Raw genomic sequence first — 16,818 nt, 5'->3', positions numbered from 1 at the left:
ACGGCACCATTGCAACTGTGGAATACCTGACTAAAATAGTCAGGAAAGCATTACCACCCCCAGCAGGCTGGTGAAAAACCCGTTGCCTGCTCAGGCTTTCAGGCTGGCTCGTAATCTAGGCGCAATTTTGAAGGTGTGTGTCCACCCATCGAGAAATTGCAACAACGAGTACGGGGCAGCCTGAAAGCCCCGAAGGGCGTGGCCTGAAGCGCATATCTGCTGCGCGCTTCAGGCCACGCTGAGCATGCAAGGGGTTTTTCAGCAGCCTGCCAGGTGGCCATTCATCCCGAACAGGAATCATGATGGCAGAGCAGTTGATCGACATTACCGAAACCGCCCAGGATTACTTGCGTGACCTGTTGGGCAAGCAGGATCAGCAGGGCGATATCGGCGTGCGCATTTTTGTAGAGCGTCCCGGTACCCCCCATGCGGAGTGCTGCATGGCCTATTGCCCGGATGGCGAACAGGAAGACAGCGACGTTCGCTACGACTACGAGGGCTTTCACGCCTGGGTGGAAGGCAAGAGCGTGCGCTACCTGGAAGATGCGGTGATCGACTACAAGAAAGACAGCATGGGCGGTCAGCTCACTTTCCGCGCCCCGAAATCCCGGGTGCCCGATATCAGCGAAGACGCCAGCATCGAGGAGAAAATCAATTACGTCCTGTATGCCGAAATCAATCCCAATCTGGCGGCCCATGGCGGCAGCGTTCAATTGCTGGAGCTGACGGAAGATAACGTGGCCGTGCTGGAATTCGGCGGCGGCTGCCAGGGCTGCTCCGTGGTCGACGTGACCCTGCGTGATGGCGTGGAGAAAACTCTCAAAGAACGCGTGCCGGACCTGACCGGTGTGCGTGACAAGACCGACCACACTGTCACGGACAACGCTTACTACAGTTAAAAGTGGCAAGTTCAAAGTCGCAACGCGAGTAAGGCGACTCAAAGCCTGAAAGCAAAAAGGCCGCGCCCATACTTTGGACGCGGCCTTTTGCATTTCAGGACAGAGTTAACCGGTCCCGCGCGCTATTAACTATTCACTGTTAACTGTTCATTGCCTTTCTCATCCGCACTGCGGCTTGCGTCCCGCCGCCTGAGCTTGCTGATACAGCGGCATGACTTCCGGTATGCGCGCGCGCAGTCCGTTAATGCGGGTGGAATTGGAGGGGTGAGTGGACATGAATTCCGGCGGCTCGTTACCGCCATTGGCCGCTGCCATGTTCTGCCACAGATTGACGCTTTCGCGGGGATCGAAACCGGCCTGAGCCATCAGCTGCAGGCCAATGATATCGGCTTCCGCTTCGTGCTTGCGACTGAAGGGCAGGGCAACACCATACTCTGCGCCCACCCCCAGTGCGGCCATGATGCCCTGTTTGGCTGCGCTGTCCTGGCCAGCCAAGGCGCCCAGAAGCTGCATGCCACCCTGGGTGGCGTACTGCAGGGACATCCGCTCGTTGGAGTGCTGGGCTTGCACATGACCGATCTCATGGCCGATGACGGCGGCAAGCTGGCTCTGGTTCTTGGCCACATTCAACAGGCCGGTGTGAACACCGATCTTGCCTCCGGGCAGGGCAAAGGCGTTGGCGCTGTCTTCCTGGAACACGGTGACTTCCCATTGCTGGTTGCCACCCACGGTGTTGGTAATGGCATTGCTCACGCAAAGGACATAGTTCACTTCGCGGCTATTCTTGCTCTGTGGTTTTTCTTCCTTCATTTGTGCATAGGCGGTGGCGCCCATTTGGTCCATCTCACCGGCGGGCATCAGCAGGAACTGATTGCGGCCCAGTGGAGAGGTGGCACAGGCCACAAGCCCGGCGGTAAGGGCGGAAACCGTGATCAAACGGCGAAATTTCATTGTTCTGTTACTCCCATTCCCGCAGAAAACGGCGGGACACAAACATAAGCCAGCTTGCCCAGCCAGCGCTTCCGAGGAAGATGATAAGGCCAAACAGGGAAATTTCCCATGGTGCAGGAGGCACACGGCCGGCCAGCATCAGTGAACCGCCGATAAAACCGGCTGACACCAATAACGCTTGGACCTGACGATACTGGCCTCGTTCCAGTCTGGCCACCAGCCTTTCCAGGTGGCGTGGATCAATGCTTCCCTCCTGTTGCGACGGCAAATTGCCGGCGTGGGGCGGCGCATAGACCTTGTCCACCACGTCCAGTGCTCGCAGGCTCAGGCTCTTGGCCAGCCGCACCGGAGAGTAGCGGGTGCGGATCATGCGTTTGAGCAGTGGCTCAGCCTCGGTCATCAGATCAAAATCCGGGTTGAGCAGACGCCCGAACCCTTCCAGCGTGATAATCGCCTTGATGAACAGGGCGATATCACTGGGCAGCACCAGGTTATGGTTGCGCACCAGGGCGGTGATATCTGTGAGCAGAGCAGTAATGTCCAGCTGTGACAGGGAGATGCCGTGATACTGGCTGATTACGTCTTCCACGTCAGACACTAACTGATCGAAGCGGACCGGTTGGCCATCGGACCAGTTGGAGAGCACCGCCGCGCATTGCTCGGCCTCGCGCAGCACCACCGAGCGGGTGATCTGCAGTATCTGCTCGCGGCGGCTATGGCTGAGTTTACCGACCATACCGAAATCCAGCATGGCGATGCGGTTGCCGCTCTGGATGATGAAGTTACCCGGGTGCGGGTCGGCGTGGAAAAAGCCGTCTTCCAGGGCCATCTTCCAGGCGGCCAGCGCACCGCGCCGGGCGATTAGTACCCGGTCGAGGCCTTCTGCATCCAGCTGGTCCGTAGCGCGTGCGGGAATGCCCTGGATATGCTCCTGCACCTGCAGAGTCTGTGATGACAGCTCCCAATACACCTTGGGAACTGTCAGCCACTTCAGAGAGCGCAGGTTCTTGCGAATACGATCAGCGTTGCGCGCTTCGATGGTGAAATCCAGCTCCCGGGTCAGGGAGCGTTTGAACTCGCGCACCAGTTCCACGGGACGGTAGCGGCGAAGCTCCACGGAGTTGTCCGCCGCCAGCTTGGCGAGCTGGTCCAGCAGGCGCAGATCGGATTCGATTTTGGCGCGGATGCCGGGTTTCTGGATCTTCAGCACCACTTTCTGGCCACGGCGGGTAAGGCCGCTGTGCACCTGACCGATGGAGGCGACACCAATGGGTTTGGGATCGATGCGGGCAAAAGCCGACTCCAGAGATTTGCCCAGGGCCGCTTCGAGATGGGGGACCAGTTCTTCATAGGGGATGGCGGTGGCCTGGTCCTGGAGCTTCTCGAACTCGGCAATCCAGTCCAGCGGGAACAGGTCCACCCGGGTGGCCAGTACCTGCCCCAGTTTGACGAAAGTGGGGCCCATCTCTTCCATGGCATGGCGCAGTCGCTCGGCGGTACCCATGCGCAGCATGTCCGGGCGCATGGAACTGCGCACCAGCTTGCCGGCATGTTCCACCGGAGTGGAAAGCCCCAGTCGACGAATCACGTCGGCAAAGCCGTATTTGAGCAGAATGGTGGCCAGCTCATTCATGCGTAACAGATCTTTGCCGGTGTGGAGAATGCTCACGGGGAATTTCCTTTTGTCGTACTCTCCTGATCCAGCAACCGCTGTTTCAGTGCTGTGCCCCAGTAGAATCCGCCGTGACCCCCATCGGCACGGGTGACCCGGTGACAGGGCACCAGGACTGCCAGGCGGTTCTTGCCCACTGCCTGGCCTACGGCCCGGGCCTGGCTGCCAACTTGCCGGGCAATCTCGCCATAGGCGCGGGTGCTGCCGGGGGGAATGTGTAATAGCGCTTGCCACACCTTTCGCTGGAATGGCGTGCCGCAAAGATGTAGCGGGCTCGGCGCGGAATCGGGGTGGTCCAGGGTGGCCAGCAGTGCCGGGGTGGGTTGCTCTATGAGGTTAGCGGCGGGAAAGCGCTGCTTCAGTCTGCCCAGCGCGTCATCCTTGTTGTTGCAGAAATCGAAGTGGATCAGGCCGTAAGCGGACTCCGCGACCAGAGCATGGCCATAGCAGCTTTCGCCATAGTACCAGGTCAGTGGCTCTGCATAATCGTCGGATTCATGCAGGCGCGGACTGGCGGGGGTGGCGGCCTCTGCCATGGTTCCTGTCAAGGGATGCAGCCAGTGTTCGATCGCATCAGCGATCGCCTCAGGGTTATCTTCCTGCACATAGTGCAGCCCGCGACCGCAATCGGAAATATCCAGATTGGGGATCTGATCCAGCAACCAGCGAATGCGCGCCGGGCCGAGCACGGCCCCGGGGCGAAACCTCAGTAGCAGCATGGGCTGGGGCATGCTGCCCAGTCCCTTTTCAATCTCCTCAATGGCCTTCCAGGTTTCATCCTGGCGGTCATTGATCGGTAGTTGGTTGGGCCAGACATATACCGGGTAGCGGGACGCCCGCTGACGAAACGGCTTCTGGTAGATGCGCCTGACGCTGCGGGGAAGATGACGAATAACACCGAAAGGCAGCACCATTCTGACAAACAGATTGCGGTTGATAATCAGAAACCGGCCCAGGCGTTCTTGTCGGAAGGCAAAGAAAAGAGGGCGCAAGGGCAGGGGGAACTCATCCCAGTCACAGGTGAACGGGAAGGTTTCCATAAAACACAGACGGCTGACTGTCCGGGGTTGTTGCTGTGCCAATCGAAAACCCAGGGGGCCGCCCCAGTCGTGGAGTACCAGGGTGATGTCGGAGAGGCCCAGGGCGGCAACGAAATCTTCCAGATAGCGGTAATGGGTCAGAAAGCGGTAATCGATGTCGGGCTGGTCGCTGTTGCCAAAACCGATCAGGTCCAGAGCGATACAGCGATACTGGCCCCGAAGCGGCTTGATCACGTTGCGCCACAGGTAACTGGAGGTGGGATTGCCATGGATGAACATCAGTACCGGTCCTTCACCTTCATCAATATAGTGCAGGCGGTGGCCATTCAGCGTGACGTAACGTGACTCAAACGGAAAATCCGCAAAACCCATGACATGCATCCCTTGCATCGAATTTTTCAACTGTTACCGCTTTTCTGGCAAGATGCCATGGCTGTGTCAGTAACGTAAAGTGCGAAAAAATGTCAAAACCCTATCTCCGTGACGATCTAGTGGAAGTGCGCCATAGCGCCGTCCATGGTCGTGGCCTGTTTGCCACCCAGCGAATCAAGAAAGATACCGAGCTGGGTTTGTGTAAAACCAAGGTTGCCAAAAAAGATGGCCCCTATGTGTTATCGCTGGATGACGAGGGCAAAGAGCGCTACCGGGTGCTCTGTGATCTGCGCTTCATCAACCACGGCAAGAAACCCAACGTGGCTTACTATGACGACCTGACCGTGGTGGCCCTGAAGTCCATCAAGGCCGGGGAAGAGCTGCTGCATGACTACGGCGATGATTGGGAATAACCTGTAGGAGCTATGCTTGCATGGCGAACCTGCTCGCGATGATATTTATCGCGGTTTCCGGGCGGTTCGCCATGCAAGCATAGCTCCTACAGCTGCGCAGGGTGCACCATTTGGGTTGCTTAAAACGGGCAGGGTGAAGTGAATTCCTGCCATAGCCCGGTCACCGGGTGGTTGAAGGCCAGCCACTCCGCGTGCAGCAACAACCTCGGGCTCAGTGCCTCAATCTCCGGTGGCGCATACATGTCGCAGCCAATGATCGGATGACCCAGCTCCCGACAGTGAATCCGTAGTTGATGGCTGCGGCCGGTGACCGGGCTTAACGCCAGCCGGGTGCGGTTACGGGCTTCGTCCCGTTCCAGCACCTGGTAATGGGTGAGGGCGGACTTGCCTTTGTCGTAACAGACCTTCTGCAACGGGCGGTTGGGCCAGTCCGCGATCAATGGCAACTCGATGCTGCCGCTATCCTTTGCTACCAGGCCGTGCACCACCGCCTGATAGCGTTTCTTCACAGTACGTTGCTGGAACAGCCGGCTGAGTTGGCTCTGCGCCTGGCGGGTGAGAGCGAAGACCATGATGCCTGACGTATCCAGATCCAGTCGGTGTACCAGGCGTATATCCGGATCTTTTCGCGCCAGGCGTCGCACAGCACAGTCCTGATTTTCCGGTGCGCGCCCCGGCACACTGAGCAGATAGGCCGGTTTGTTGACCAGCAGAATATGCTCATCCCTGTACACCGTGCTCACCCGCTCATGGCAGGTGGGCACGACATAGTAGGGTTTGTCGGCGGGTGAATTCATCGGGCAGTTCGTCGTTGAGATCGCAGAGATACTGACTCCGGGACCTCAGTCCGTTTTTGCCTTTCGCTACTCATCACTCGTTTCTCGCAACTCATTGACCCCAGAGTATCTGAAAGACATCGTCGTACTGTTTGGCAAAATGCACAGTGAGTCCGTCTTTCAGGTACCCCGGCAGTTCGTCGAAATCCCGCTGGCAGGCGTCCGGCAAAATCACCTCACGAATACCCACCCGGCGAGCGGCGATAATTTTTTCACGGATGCCGCCCACCGCCAGTACCTGGCCGGTGAGGGTCAGCTCGCCGGTCATGGCCACCTTGCGCGGCAAACGCTTCTTAAGCAGTAGTGACAGCAGGGCGCTGGCCATGGTGATACCGGCACTGGGGCCATCCTTGGGGGTTGCCCCTTCCGGCACATGGAGATGGAGAAAGGCTTCATCCAGGCGCTCTTCGCTCAGGCCGTAATCGCGCAGATGGCTGGCCACGTAGCTGTAGGCAATCTCCGCGGACTCTTTCATGACATCACCAAGCTGACCGGTGAGCTTGAAGCCCCGCTGCTTGCTGTGCACCTGGCTGGCTTCCACGGAGAGCGTGGCGCCGCCCATGGAGGTCCAGGCCAGGCCGGTTACCACGCCCACGCCTCGCTGGGTCTTCTCGGTCTGGAAGTAGGGTTGGCCGAGGAAATCCGCCAGATTCTTGCCGGAGACGCTCAGTTTCTTTTCCCCGGCCAGCAGTTTCACTGCCGCCTTGCGGATGATCTTGTTGAGCTGTTTTTCCAGATTACGGACCCCGGCTTCGCGGGCATAGCCTTCCACTATCTGGCGCAGCGCGCTGTCGCTGATGCGCAACTGGCCGGGTTTTACGCCGGCACGTTCCAGGGCGCGGGGCCACAGGTGCTGGCGCGCGATCTGCACTTTTTCTTCGGTGATATAGCCGGACAGGCGGATCACTTCCATGCGGTCCAGCAAGGGACCGGGAATGCTGTCCATGGTATTGGCGGTACAGATAAACAGGGCGTGGCTCAGGTCCAGCCGTTCATCCAGGTAGTGGTCGAGAAAATCCTGGTTCTGTTCCGGGTCCAGCACTTCCAGCAGGGCCGATGCCGGATCACCCTGAAAAGACTGGCCTAGCTTGTCCACTTCGTCGAGCATGATCACCGGATTAGCGGTGCCGGTTTCCTTGAGTGCCTGCACCAGCTTGCCGGGCATGGCGCCGATGTAGGTGCGCCGATGGCCCTTGATCTCGGCTTCGTCGCGCATGCCGCCCAGGCTGAATCGGTAGAATTTGCGGTCCAGGGCATCGGCTACGGATTTACCGATGCTGGTCTTGCCCACACCCGGTGGACCCACCAGCAGGATAATGGAGCCTTTGACCTCACCACGCAGGGCGCCCACGGCCAGAAATTCCACAATCCGGTCCTTCACATCATCCAGGCCGCTATGGTGGGCTTCCAGGATCTCCCGGGCATGTTTCAGATCCAGATTGTCGTCGCTGTATTGGCCCCAGGGTACGCTGGTGAGCCAGTCCAGATAGTTGCGGGTGACGCCATATTCCGGTGAGCCGGTTTCCAGCACTGACAGCTTCTGCAGCTCGTCGTCAAAACGTTTCTGTACGGATTCCGGCGGCGCCAAGGCGCTCATGCGTTCGCGGAATTCCTCCGCTTCGGCGGTCTTGTCATCCTTGCTCAGGCCCAGCTCCCGCTGGATGATCTTGAGCTGCTCGCGAAGGAAGAAGTCGCGCTGGTGCTGACTGACCTTCTCGTTGACCTCTTCGGAAATCTGGCTCTGCAGTCGGGCCACCTCCAGCTCTTTCTTGACCAGAGTGAGCACTTTTTCCATGCGCGGTTTCAACGGCACGGTTTCCAGAATGGCCTGCAGCTCAGCGCCGTTGGCGCTGGTTAGCGCTGCTGCGAAGTCAGTCAGCGGCGAGGGGTCGCTGGGGGAGAAATTCTGTAGATAGTGGCGCAGCCCTTCATTGTAGAGCGGATTCAGGGGCAGCAGTTCGCGGATGGTGTTGATAATGGCCATGCCGAAGGCGCGGATGGTTTCATCCGCCTCGACACGAGGTTCCGGATAGCTGACCTCAGCCATGAAGGGCCGCTTGCGGGTCAGCCAGTTTTCAATATGAAATCGCGTGGTGCCCTGAGCCACCATCTGGAACTGGTCGTTTTCTTCATTGAGGGCGTGAACCTTGACCAGGCAGCCGTATTCCGGGAAATCTTCCGGCGTCACCGAATCCGGATCGTTATCGCCGACATAGACCAGCCCGAGCGACTGGTGTGGGGTCTGACTGACTCGTTCCAGTGTTGCCTGCCAGCGTTCCTTGTCCAGCATCACCGGCTGTACCAGCCCGGGCATGAAAGGCCGGTGCTGGACGGGAATCAGGTAGATGCGTTGGGGTTTCGGCTGGTCAGGCAGCGCCAGGCTGCTCGAGGGTTGCTCAACAGTATTGCTATCGTCTTGGCTCATCATGTTGTCACTTCCATTCAGCGTGGAAACAACATGGTGGCGAGGTGCGAAAAATCAATAGTGCGGCACTGGGGCGCCGCATGTTTGATACATCGCAGATCGCTGCGTTAGCGATTAATAATCAACAGATCCGCGCTCAGGACTTTTGGGGTTTTGGTCCGGCGCTCCACGACACGGGCATCCATACCGGCATTCTCGCATTTTTCCGCCAGGGCATAGAACGGCGACCGCCCCGGGTCGGCAATAATCACCTGTTTGACCCCGCTGCGCAGGCCCCGGCGTATCAGATTGAAAAGCACCGGGGTCAGTTCATCCCAGAAGCAGATGTCGGCACCGGCAATGATATCCACATCGGCCAGGCGCTTTTGGGTGAGCTTCTCGAAGCTATCCTGCTGTTGGTCAATCCGGACCTTGTTGATCTGGGCATGCAGGTCCAGATAGGGGAACACATCTGGATCTGCATCAACGGCTGTGACCCGGCAACCGAAACGCTTGGCGGCAAAGATGGAGAGGGGCCCCCAGCCGCAGCCAATATCCATCATATGCTCTTCGGCGGACACTTTTCGGCGGGTAAGGTGGTCCATGATCAGGAAGCTGGAGTTCCAGACCTTGTTGCCATGAATGGAAGGGGTGTGGTTTGCACGTTTCAGGCGGCGGATTTCCCGGTGGCCGGAACGCAGCAGAGTAATGCCGCGAGTGCGAATGGTATGCGGCTCTCCAGCGCGTATAACTGTTCCTGACATAATCGCTCACCAGCGGCAAAGCTAGAAACAGTACGGTCAAGGCCGATGGGTTTCAAGCCGTATCTATGCGGCTTACTCTGGGCAAACCGATTTCCGGTGAATAACCATAATGAATAAAGCCTGATGATGAAGAAAAGTATCGCCGGCGTTAGTGGCCTGGCTGGGGGCCGTTCCCGGTATCTACGGGCACTGACGGCCATGGCCCGTGTGGCGGCGATCTATGCGGGGGGCGTGGGCAAGGATGATCGCCACCAGCGCCACTGCCGGGGAGCAGAGATTGTCACTGCCCTGTGTCGACGTAATGGTGCTTTCTGGGTGAAGGCAGCCCAGTTCTTCAGTTGTCGGCCAGACGTGCTGCCGCAGGAATATATAGAAGCGTTTCAGCAATTGCAGAATGACGCGGCACCGGTGCCTTTTCCACGGATTGACGCTGCCCTGAAACGATCCCTGGGTGCTGACTGGCGTGACGCTTTTCGCTGGGTTGACGAGAACCCGGTGGCGGTAGCCTCCATTGCTCAGGTGCATCGCGCGCGCCTGGAAGACGGCACCGATGTGGCGATCAAGGTGCGTTTGCCCGGGGTGAAGAAACTGTTCGAGCAGGATGCCAAGGTGTTTGAGGTCCTGGCGGCGATTGCTGCACCCCGGTTTCGGGAATTTGATCTGAAGCAGGCTATAGAGCAGCTGCTGATCATGACCGCCATGGAACTGGATTTTCGTAATGAGGCCGCCAACACCCGGCGTTTTTCCCGCCAGCCCCATCATGCCCGTATTCGTATTCCCGATTTGATCGATGACCTGTGCAGTGAACGCATTCTGGTGACCAGCTGGGAACATGGCGCAAGGTTGCGTAACCACCTGGATGCGAATCCGGAACAGGCCAGGGACCTGCTCTCGGTACTGTTAACCAGCTACCTGCAGCAGGTGACTCGTTTCGGGGTCTACCAGGCGGATCCGCACCCGGGCAATTTCCTGGTCAACGACCAGGGCCAGGTAGTGATTCTGGATTTCGGTGCCATCGGCGTGCTGACGCCGGATGAAGTGCGTCGTTACTCACGGTTGCTGTACGGCCTGATGGGCTTTGAAGGGGATGTGGATATCGGCGAGCTGTTTGTTCAGGCAGGCTTTAAAGGCGGAAGCCCGGAAACATTGAAAGAGCTGGCTCTCTTTGTACTGACTGACAAGGTCAACCAGCAGGGGCCGGTGGCGGCGATGGGGGAGTTGATGCAGCGCTTCCGTGAAGAGCGAATCAGTATTCCCGATTCCTATATCGGCATCTCGCGGGTACTGATTACCCTGGGTGGTTTCCTGATGAGCTATCAGGTGCCGTTTGACTGGACACCGCCGGAGCAGCGGCAGGCCCAGTCAACGTAGCGACGGTAAAGACGAATCAGGAGCCTGATTGCGCTTCCCGCCAGAATACCCGGAAAGCATCGGCGCTTTTGGTCGGGGCTTCTGCCATGGGCACGTGGCCGATACCATCGAGAATCACCGCCCGGGCTTTGGGTAGTTCCTTGAGGAAAACCTCCACGTTGTCCACGCCTAACAAGCGATCCTCCCGGCCCCAGAGAACCAGTGCCGGTTGCTCCAGGCTGGCCAGTTTGCCGGTGCCTTCAAGGCTGACTCCCGGGTCAGTGTCCATATCCTTCCAGATCTTGTCGGCCACAGGAGCGTTCTGCGCCTTTTTCGCGCCCATGATATCGATGAAGAATTCCGGGATATAAGGTGCGTCTTCCATGGCCCACTTTAGCGTGGTGTGGAATTGTTCCGGGCTGCGCGGTATCAGCGGGTTGCTGTCACTGGTTGCCAGTAGTGAGCTGAACTCCTGGGTCTGGCGAGTCAGCCCGGCAGAATCCACCAGCCCCATGGAAAGCACCCGCTCGGGTGCTGCTTGCGCCAGAGCCAGGGTGATGGCGCCGCCCATGGAATTGCCGGCTACATGATAGGCCGGAATTTCCAGGGTTTCCATCAGGGTCACCAGGCGCTCGGCCTGGGCTGCCATGGTGTAATCCAGCTCCGTGTTACGGGTGGTTTCGCCATGACCCGGCAGGTCTGGAACGACAAAGTGAAAGTCGCCTTCCAGTTCGTTGACGAAGCGTACCCAGTTACTGGAATCGGCGCCGAAACCGTGAATCAACAATACCGCCGGCTTGTCCTGCTGGCCTTCACTGCGTAGCAGATGCCATTGAATGCCATCGCGGGTTTCCAGGGTCTGGTCTGTCAGGCCGGCGCGACCCTTTTCCAGGCTCAAGCCGCTCTCGTAGGCCCATTTGGCCAGTCCGTCGCAGCCGCAAAGGATGATCGTGCTGATCAACAGCAGGCTGAGTTTCAATGAATGCATGCACAAATCCCGTTTGTTGTTTTGCCGACCCACGAGCATAGGGGATTTTGTCGCCTCGTGTCCTTCTCTGCGGGCCAATATCCAATAGACTCTCGACGCTCGTCTCTCGGTATTGATTGAGGAGTTCCCTAGCGGCTTTTCAGATTCCAGACGCCGGCGGCGACAATTAGCAGGGTGCCGATCAGGGTGGTCAGTACCACGGTTTCGCCCCAGAACATCCAGCCCAGTAGTGCGGCCCAGACGACTGAGGAGTAGTTGTAGACACCCACCTGACCCGGGCGAGCGATCTGGTAGGCGGTAGTCATGGCGTATTGCCCGCCGGTGGCTACCAGGCCGATGGCGAACAACCACAGATAATCGGTGCCGGCGGGCATAGTGCTGGCCCAGGGCATGGGCAGGGCGGAAAACAGGGTCGCGAACAGGGCGAAATAGAAGACGACCCGTTGCGCCGGCTCCGATACGGCCATGCGCCGGATGCTGACCTTGGCCACACTCATGATGGCGGCGCCGGCCAGCGCTACCCACATCACCGGATTCACGCTGCCACTGCTGACATCCATGATCACGGCAACCCCGGCAAACCCTCCGATGATGGCCAGCCAGGTGCGCAGACTGATCACTTCCCGCAGCCACAACCAGGCCACGATGGGCAGAAAGAAGGGCACGGTCATTTTCACCAGTACGGCTTCTGCCAGAGCAATGTGACCAATCGTGTAGAAGAAACAGAACATGGCAGTGACCCCGGTAAAACCACGGATCATGTGCAGGTGTAGAAAGCGGGTGCGCAGTTGGCCAAAACCGCCACGGGAGGCAATGATCGGAATCAGAATCAACAGCCCTAACAGATTGCGGGCAAAGACGATCACCTCGGTGTCGAGGTGATCGGACAGATGCTTGATCATGGCGGCCATCACCGCCAGTAGACCCTCACCGAGGACCAGTAGCAGAGCGCCTTTGAGTGGCTGGTCGTTCACCGGATCAATGGCCGGACGGTACCGGAGTACCCCACAGGTCATGCTCGTCGGCGTGCTCGACATTCACCATTAGCCGCTGGCCGGGCTTCAGCTCACTTTGCCCGTTGAGATACACCAGGCCGTCGATCTCCGGCGCATCCGCCTGAGAGCGGGCGATAGCGCCTTCCTCATCCACTTCGTCCACCAGCACTTCCAGCGTCTTGCCGATTTTCTTCTGCAGTTTGGCGGCACTGATACGGGCCTGCACGTTCATGAAGCGCTCGCGGCGTTCTTGCGCCACGTCCGGATCCACCGGGTCGGGCAGGGCATTGGCCGAGGCGCCGTCCACCGGGGAATAGGTGAAACAGCCCACCCGGTCCAGTTGCGCTTCTTCCAGCCAGTCCAGTAGAAGCTCGAAATCCGCATCGGTTTCACCGGGAAAACCGGTGATAAAGGTGCTGCGCAAGGTGATGTCCGGGCAGATCTCCCGCCAGCGTCGAATTCGCTCCAGGGTGTTTTCGGAATGGGCCGGGCGCTTCATGTTTTTCAGTACGCTGGGGCTGGCGTGTTGAAAGGGAATATCCAGATAGGGGAGGATATGACCTTCGGCCATCATCGGGATGATGTCGTCCACATGGGGGTAGGGGTACACATAGTGCAAGCGTACCCAGGCGCCGAGCTGGCCCAGGGCCTGACACATTTCCAGCATGCGGGTCTTCACTGGCATGCCCTGCCAGAAACCGGTCTGATACTTGCGATCCACTCCATAGGCGCTGGTGTCCTGGCTGATCACCAGCAGCTCCTGCGCGCCGGATTTTACCAGGCGCTCCGCTTCATCCATCACATCGCCAATGGGGCGTGAATCCAGTTTGCCGCGCATGCTGGGAATGATGCAGAAGCTGCATTTGTGATTACAGCCTTCGGAAATCTTCAGGTAGGCGTAATGGCGGGGAGTCAGTTTAATGCCCTGTGGCGGGACCAGATCGAGAAAAGGATCATGGTTCTGGCTCGGTGGCACTACCTGGTGAACGGCGTTAACCACCTGTTCGTATTGCTGTGGGCCAGTGACGGACAGGACCGAGGGATGTGCCTTGCGAATGATGTCCTCTTCCACGCCCATGCAGCCGGTGACAATCACCTTGCCGTTTTCGCTGAGTGCTTCGCCAATGGTGTCCAGTGATTCGGCCTTGGCATCGTCGATAAAACCACAGGTGTTGACCACCACCACGTCCGCATCATCGTAGCTGGATGTGACGTCATAGCCTTCCGTGCGAAGCTGGGTCAGAATACGCTCAGAATCCACCAGGGCCTTGGGGCAACCCAGGCTGATGAAACCGACTTTACCGGACATAGTGATACCTCGAGATTGGCTGCCGTTCGCTGATGGCTAACACTGGCTGGGCGAGCAGGGCGCAATTCTACCGTCGTGACCGCTTTGAAGCCATGCCGCTCGGCAGGGCTTAATAGACAGGAGGTTTTTCATGCGCTGTTTTGTCGGCGTACCGGTCACCGGGTCTTTGGCCCGGCAGTGCAAGGAGCTTTCCCTGGGATTGCCACGGGCAACCCCTCGACCCAATCTGCACCTGACGCTGGCCTTTCTGGGGCAATGTACGCCGGCGGGAGTGGCTAGATTATCCGGAGAATTACAGTCGCTGGCCGACCGCTTTCCGGCGTTTGCTCTGGATTTCGATTGCTGTGAACCCTTCCCCGCGCAGCAGGGCCCTTTCCTGGCGCTGACCACTACCATTTCCGGTTCCCTCAATGCCTTGCATGAAGCCCTGTGGGAATCCCTCGGTCGCCAGGGGGTAGAGCGAGAACAGCGGGCCTTCCGGCCGCACATTACCCTGGCAAAGCCGGGGCTGGCCCTGGCGCCACAAACGGGCCAGTGGCTGCTGTCGGTGGATCAACTCTGTCTGTATCAGAGTGAACTGATACAGGGTGAGGTTCCTACGTACCGGCCATTATCCCAGCACCCGCTGACCGGTATCGCTTGAACCGAAATGGTGATGACAGGTTGAATTTATCGCCCGCAACTGCAAGGTTGGGGCTGTGCAAACACTGATTTAAGGAGTTGTATCATGGAGCTACTCAGTAACAGCCTCACCGATCAGGCTCCCATCGCTGAAAAGTTCGCTTTCGCAGTGATTGACCCTGACAACCATGTGGCTCTGTCCAGCAACATCAATCCTCATCTGGCCTGGAAAGGCGAGCCGGCCGGGACCCGCTCTTTCGCGGTGGTCTGTCATGACCCGGATGTGCCCAGTGCGGGGGATGATGTGAATCAGGAAGACCGCGAAGTCCCTGCCGACTTGCCGCGGGTGGACTTCTATCACTGGACCTTGTTCGACATTTCCGCTGATCAGAGCGAGCTGATGGAAGGCAGCCATTGCCAGGGGATAACACCGAGGGGAAAAAACGGACCGTCAGCTCCACAGGGTCTGCGGCATGGCCTTAACGACTACACCAGCTGGTTTGCCGGTGATGAGGATATGGAAGGGAGTTACTTCGGCTATGACGGCCCCTGTCCGCCCTGGAACGACAGCATTGTGCATCGTTATGTCTTTACCGTTTACGCACTGGATGTGAGCACATTGCCGGTCAAGGATGACTTCAGTGGGGCGGCCATTGTGGCGGCCATGGAGGGGCATGTGCTGGCCAAAGCCAGTATCACGGTGAGCTACACACTGAACCCGAGATTGGCAGACTGAGAAGACACAAAAAAGGCCGCAAAAGCGGCCTTTTTTGTAGGCCCTTGATGACAAGGACCTGAATTGGTCGGAATAGCAGGATTCGAACCTGCGACCCCTACGTCCCGAACGTAGTGCTCTACCAGGCTGAGCTATATTCCGAGTTCGCTGGCGCATTCTAGCAGCGAAATTGCAAAATGCCATACCTAAATAGGTGTCGCCCGGCTGTTTGCGCAGAATCTGGCCAATAGCCAGCAGGGCAGGCAGAATGCGCGCTCTGATCGATCGGCAAGCAGGAATGGTATGACAACCTTTGAGCACCCCTGGGGCGAATTGACCCTGCAGCGCTGGCCCCGTCGCCGGAATGAGCCTCTGCAGGCCTGGGACAGTGCCGACCTTTACCTGTTGAAGACTCTCAAGGAACGTCATGCCGGTCCGGTAACGCTGGTGGTCAACGATCAGCAGGGGGCACTGGCTTTGGCAGCAGGCCGCCATGGGCCAGTGGTCAGCAGTGGCGATTCTTACATGGCCAGCCGGGCACTGACCCATAACTGCCTACTCAATGAGCTGCCGGAGCCGGGAGCCACCCTGTGGCCGTTTGATAACCTGTCGCAAGCCCCTGATCAGGTGGTCATGCGGGTGCCCAAATCTCTGGCGCTACTGGAATGGCAGCTGCAGTGGCTCAGTGAGCAGCTGGCGGGCGGCACACCGGTCTGGCTGGCGGGCATGGACAAGCACCTGCCTCGTCAACTGGTGCCCTTGATGGAGCAGTACCTGGGCAAGGGCCGGGCGGAGCTAGGCTGGAAGAAGGCACGCCTGTTCAGTGCGACGGCGCCCGGTGAGCGGCTCGCAATCGCCCCGTACCCCACCCAGGTGGAGGGCCCCATGGGGCCGTTGACGGTTCACGCCGGGGTGTTTGCCCAGCAGCAGCTGGATATCGGGGCGCGGTTTTTCCTGGCCCATCTTCCCGGCAGTCTGACGGCGGGGGCGAAGGTGGCAGACCTTGGCTGCGGCAACGGCGTGATCGGGCTGGCACTGCTGCAGGCCCACCCGGACAGTCATCTGGTGTTCTGCGACGAATCCTGGCTGGCCCTGCAAAGTGCCCGTGACAATGTGGCCAGGTATTACCCGCAAAGTACCAGCGAATTTCATCTCGGTGATGGTCTGGCCGGGTGCGATGCGCGTTTTGATCTGATCCTTCTCAACCCGCCGTTTCATGAAGGGCATGTGGTCGGGGATCATGTGGCGCGGCGCCTGTTCCGGCAAGCGAAACAGGCGCTGAACGCAGGCGGGGAACTGCGGGTGATCGGTAACCGCCACCTGGGCTATCACAAGCTGCTGAGCAAACTGTTTACCAACGTGGAGGTGCTGGGCAGCAACCAGAAATTCGTCGTCTGGCGTTGTTCGTAGTGTGCACTGAGCCTCAGGCGAACTGCACCATCCGGGCGTCGAATCGGTGCAGTTCGCCTGAGGCTCAGTGCACCCTACA

The 16,818-nt window shown here is 58.8% G+C and carries 15 protein-coding genes and 1 tRNA gene; 6 read left to right on the top strand and 10 right to left on the bottom strand.

What is annotated here, in order from left to right; genetic code table 11:
* The first annotated feature begins 299 nt into the window (after window positions 1-299).
* Window positions 300-899 carry a Fe-S biogenesis protein NfuA gene (gene nfuA / locus ACMG4N_RS11815; RefSeq protein WP_035244235.1) on the top strand — a complete coding sequence of 200 codons (600 nt, stop codon included), beginning with the start codon at window positions 300-302 and terminating at the stop codon, window positions 897-899.
* Between the two features lie 159 nt (window positions 900-1,058).
* Here the strand turns inward: nfuA and ACMG4N_RS11810 are convergent, their stop codons facing one another.
* From ACMG4N_RS11810 to ACMG4N_RS11800, 3 genes are read right to left on the bottom strand one after another with little or no spacing between them, the layout of a single operon-like run.
* The gene (locus ACMG4N_RS11810; RefSeq protein ID WP_335625642.1) at window positions 1,059-1,850 is read right to left on the bottom strand and encodes a M48 family metallopeptidase; all 792 of its coding nucleotides are present in this window, start codon (window positions 1,848-1,850) and stop codon (window positions 1,059-1,061) included.
* Between the two features lie 7 nt (window positions 1,851-1,857).
* Window positions 1,858-3,519, bottom strand: coding sequence for an ABC1 kinase family protein (locus tag ACMG4N_RS11805; protein WP_414431786.1), 1,662 nt, complete (start codon window positions 3,517-3,519; stop codon window positions 1,858-1,860).
* Entirely contained in the window at window positions 3,516-4,934 is a 1,419-nt protein-coding gene (locus tag ACMG4N_RS11800) for a haloalkane dehalogenase (protein ID WP_414431785.1), read from the bottom strand. The genes ACMG4N_RS11805 and ACMG4N_RS11800 overlap by 4 nt, the downstream gene beginning before the upstream one ends.
* Window positions 4,935-5,023: 89 nt before the next feature.
* Here ACMG4N_RS11800 and ACMG4N_RS11795 point away from each other — a divergent pair, with 89 nt between their 5' ends.
* On the top strand, window positions 5,024-5,347 hold the full coding sequence (locus ACMG4N_RS11795; RefSeq protein ID WP_035244240.1) for an SET domain-containing protein: 324 nt from the start codon (window positions 5,024-5,026) through the stop codon (window positions 5,345-5,347).
* A gap of 119 nt (window positions 5,348-5,466) precedes the next feature.
* Here the strand turns inward: ACMG4N_RS11795 and ACMG4N_RS11790 are convergent, their stop codons facing one another.
* The 3 genes from ACMG4N_RS11790 to ACMG4N_RS11780 form a co-directional block, all read right to left on the bottom strand.
* Entirely contained in the window at window positions 5,467-6,144 is a 678-nt protein-coding gene (locus tag ACMG4N_RS11790) for a pseudouridine synthase (protein ID WP_414431783.1), read from the bottom strand.
* Window positions 6,145-6,235: 91 nt separating this feature from the next.
* Window positions 6,236-8,608 carry an endopeptidase La gene (gene lon / locus ACMG4N_RS11785; RefSeq protein WP_414433313.1) on the bottom strand — a complete coding sequence of 791 codons (2,373 nt, stop codon included), beginning with the start codon at window positions 8,606-8,608 and terminating at the stop codon, window positions 6,236-6,238.
* A 107-nt stretch (window positions 8,609-8,715) separates the two neighbouring features.
* Entirely contained in the window at window positions 8,716-9,351 is a 636-nt protein-coding gene (locus ACMG4N_RS11780; protein WP_414431781.1) for a class I SAM-dependent methyltransferase, read from the bottom strand.
* A gap of 123 nt (window positions 9,352-9,474) precedes the next feature.
* Here ACMG4N_RS11780 and ACMG4N_RS11775 point away from each other — a divergent pair, with 123 nt between their 5' ends.
* Window positions 9,475-10,722 carry an ABC1 kinase family protein gene (locus ACMG4N_RS11775; protein WP_414431780.1) on the top strand — a complete coding sequence of 416 codons (1,248 nt, stop codon included), beginning with the start codon at window positions 9,475-9,477 and terminating at the stop codon, window positions 10,720-10,722.
* Window positions 10,723-10,738: 16 nt separating this feature from the next.
* Here the strand turns inward: ACMG4N_RS11775 and ACMG4N_RS11770 are convergent, their stop codons facing one another.
* From ACMG4N_RS11770 to rimO, 3 genes are all read right to left on the bottom strand, one after another.
* On the bottom strand, window positions 10,739-11,689 hold the full coding sequence (locus ACMG4N_RS11770) for an alpha/beta fold hydrolase (protein WP_414431778.1): 951 nt from the start codon (window positions 11,687-11,689) through the stop codon (window positions 10,739-10,741).
* Between the two features lie 128 nt (window positions 11,690-11,817).
* Window positions 11,818-12,705 carry a DMT family transporter gene (locus tag ACMG4N_RS11765; protein WP_414431776.1) on the bottom strand — a complete coding sequence of 296 codons (888 nt, stop codon included), beginning with the start codon at window positions 12,703-12,705 and terminating at the stop codon, window positions 11,818-11,820.
* On the bottom strand, window positions 12,668-13,993 hold the full coding sequence (gene rimO, locus ACMG4N_RS11760; RefSeq protein WP_414431775.1) for a 30S ribosomal protein S12 methylthiotransferase RimO: 1,326 nt from the start codon (window positions 13,991-13,993) through the stop codon (window positions 12,668-12,670). The genes ACMG4N_RS11765 and rimO overlap by 38 nt, the downstream gene beginning before the upstream one ends.
* Window positions 13,994-14,123: 130 nt before the next feature.
* Here rimO and thpR point away from each other — a divergent pair, with 130 nt between their 5' ends.
* Window positions 14,124-14,636, top strand: a complete 513-nt coding sequence (thpR, locus tag ACMG4N_RS11755) for an RNA 2',3'-cyclic phosphodiesterase (protein WP_297764092.1) — start codon at window positions 14,124-14,126, stop codon at window positions 14,634-14,636.
* 84 nt (window positions 14,637-14,720) lie between these two features.
* The gene (locus ACMG4N_RS11750; RefSeq protein WP_414431773.1) at window positions 14,721-15,350 is read left to right on the top strand and encodes a YbhB/YbcL family Raf kinase inhibitor-like protein; all 630 of its coding nucleotides are present in this window, start codon (window positions 14,721-14,723) and stop codon (window positions 15,348-15,350) included.
* A 64-nt stretch (window positions 15,351-15,414) separates the two neighbouring features.
* Here the strand turns inward: ACMG4N_RS11750 and ACMG4N_RS11745 are convergent.
* Window positions 15,415-15,491, bottom strand: a tRNA-Pro gene (locus ACMG4N_RS11745).
* A 141-nt stretch (window positions 15,492-15,632) separates the two neighbouring features.
* Between ACMG4N_RS11745 and ACMG4N_RS11740 the strand changes: the two genes are divergently transcribed.
* Entirely contained in the window at window positions 15,633-16,739 is a 1,107-nt protein-coding gene (locus tag ACMG4N_RS11740) for a methyltransferase (protein ID WP_414431772.1), read from the top strand.
* Window positions 16,740-16,818 lie beyond the last annotated feature (79 nt).

Origin of the sequence: Alcanivorax sp. IL2 (assembly GCF_047495475.1) — a bacterium.
Lineage (GTDB): Bacteria > Pseudomonadota > Gammaproteobacteria > Pseudomonadales > Alcanivoracaceae > Alcanivorax.
The sequence above is the reverse complement of the archived record's forward strand: the minus strand, read 5'-3'. Positions and strand labels throughout refer to the sequence as shown.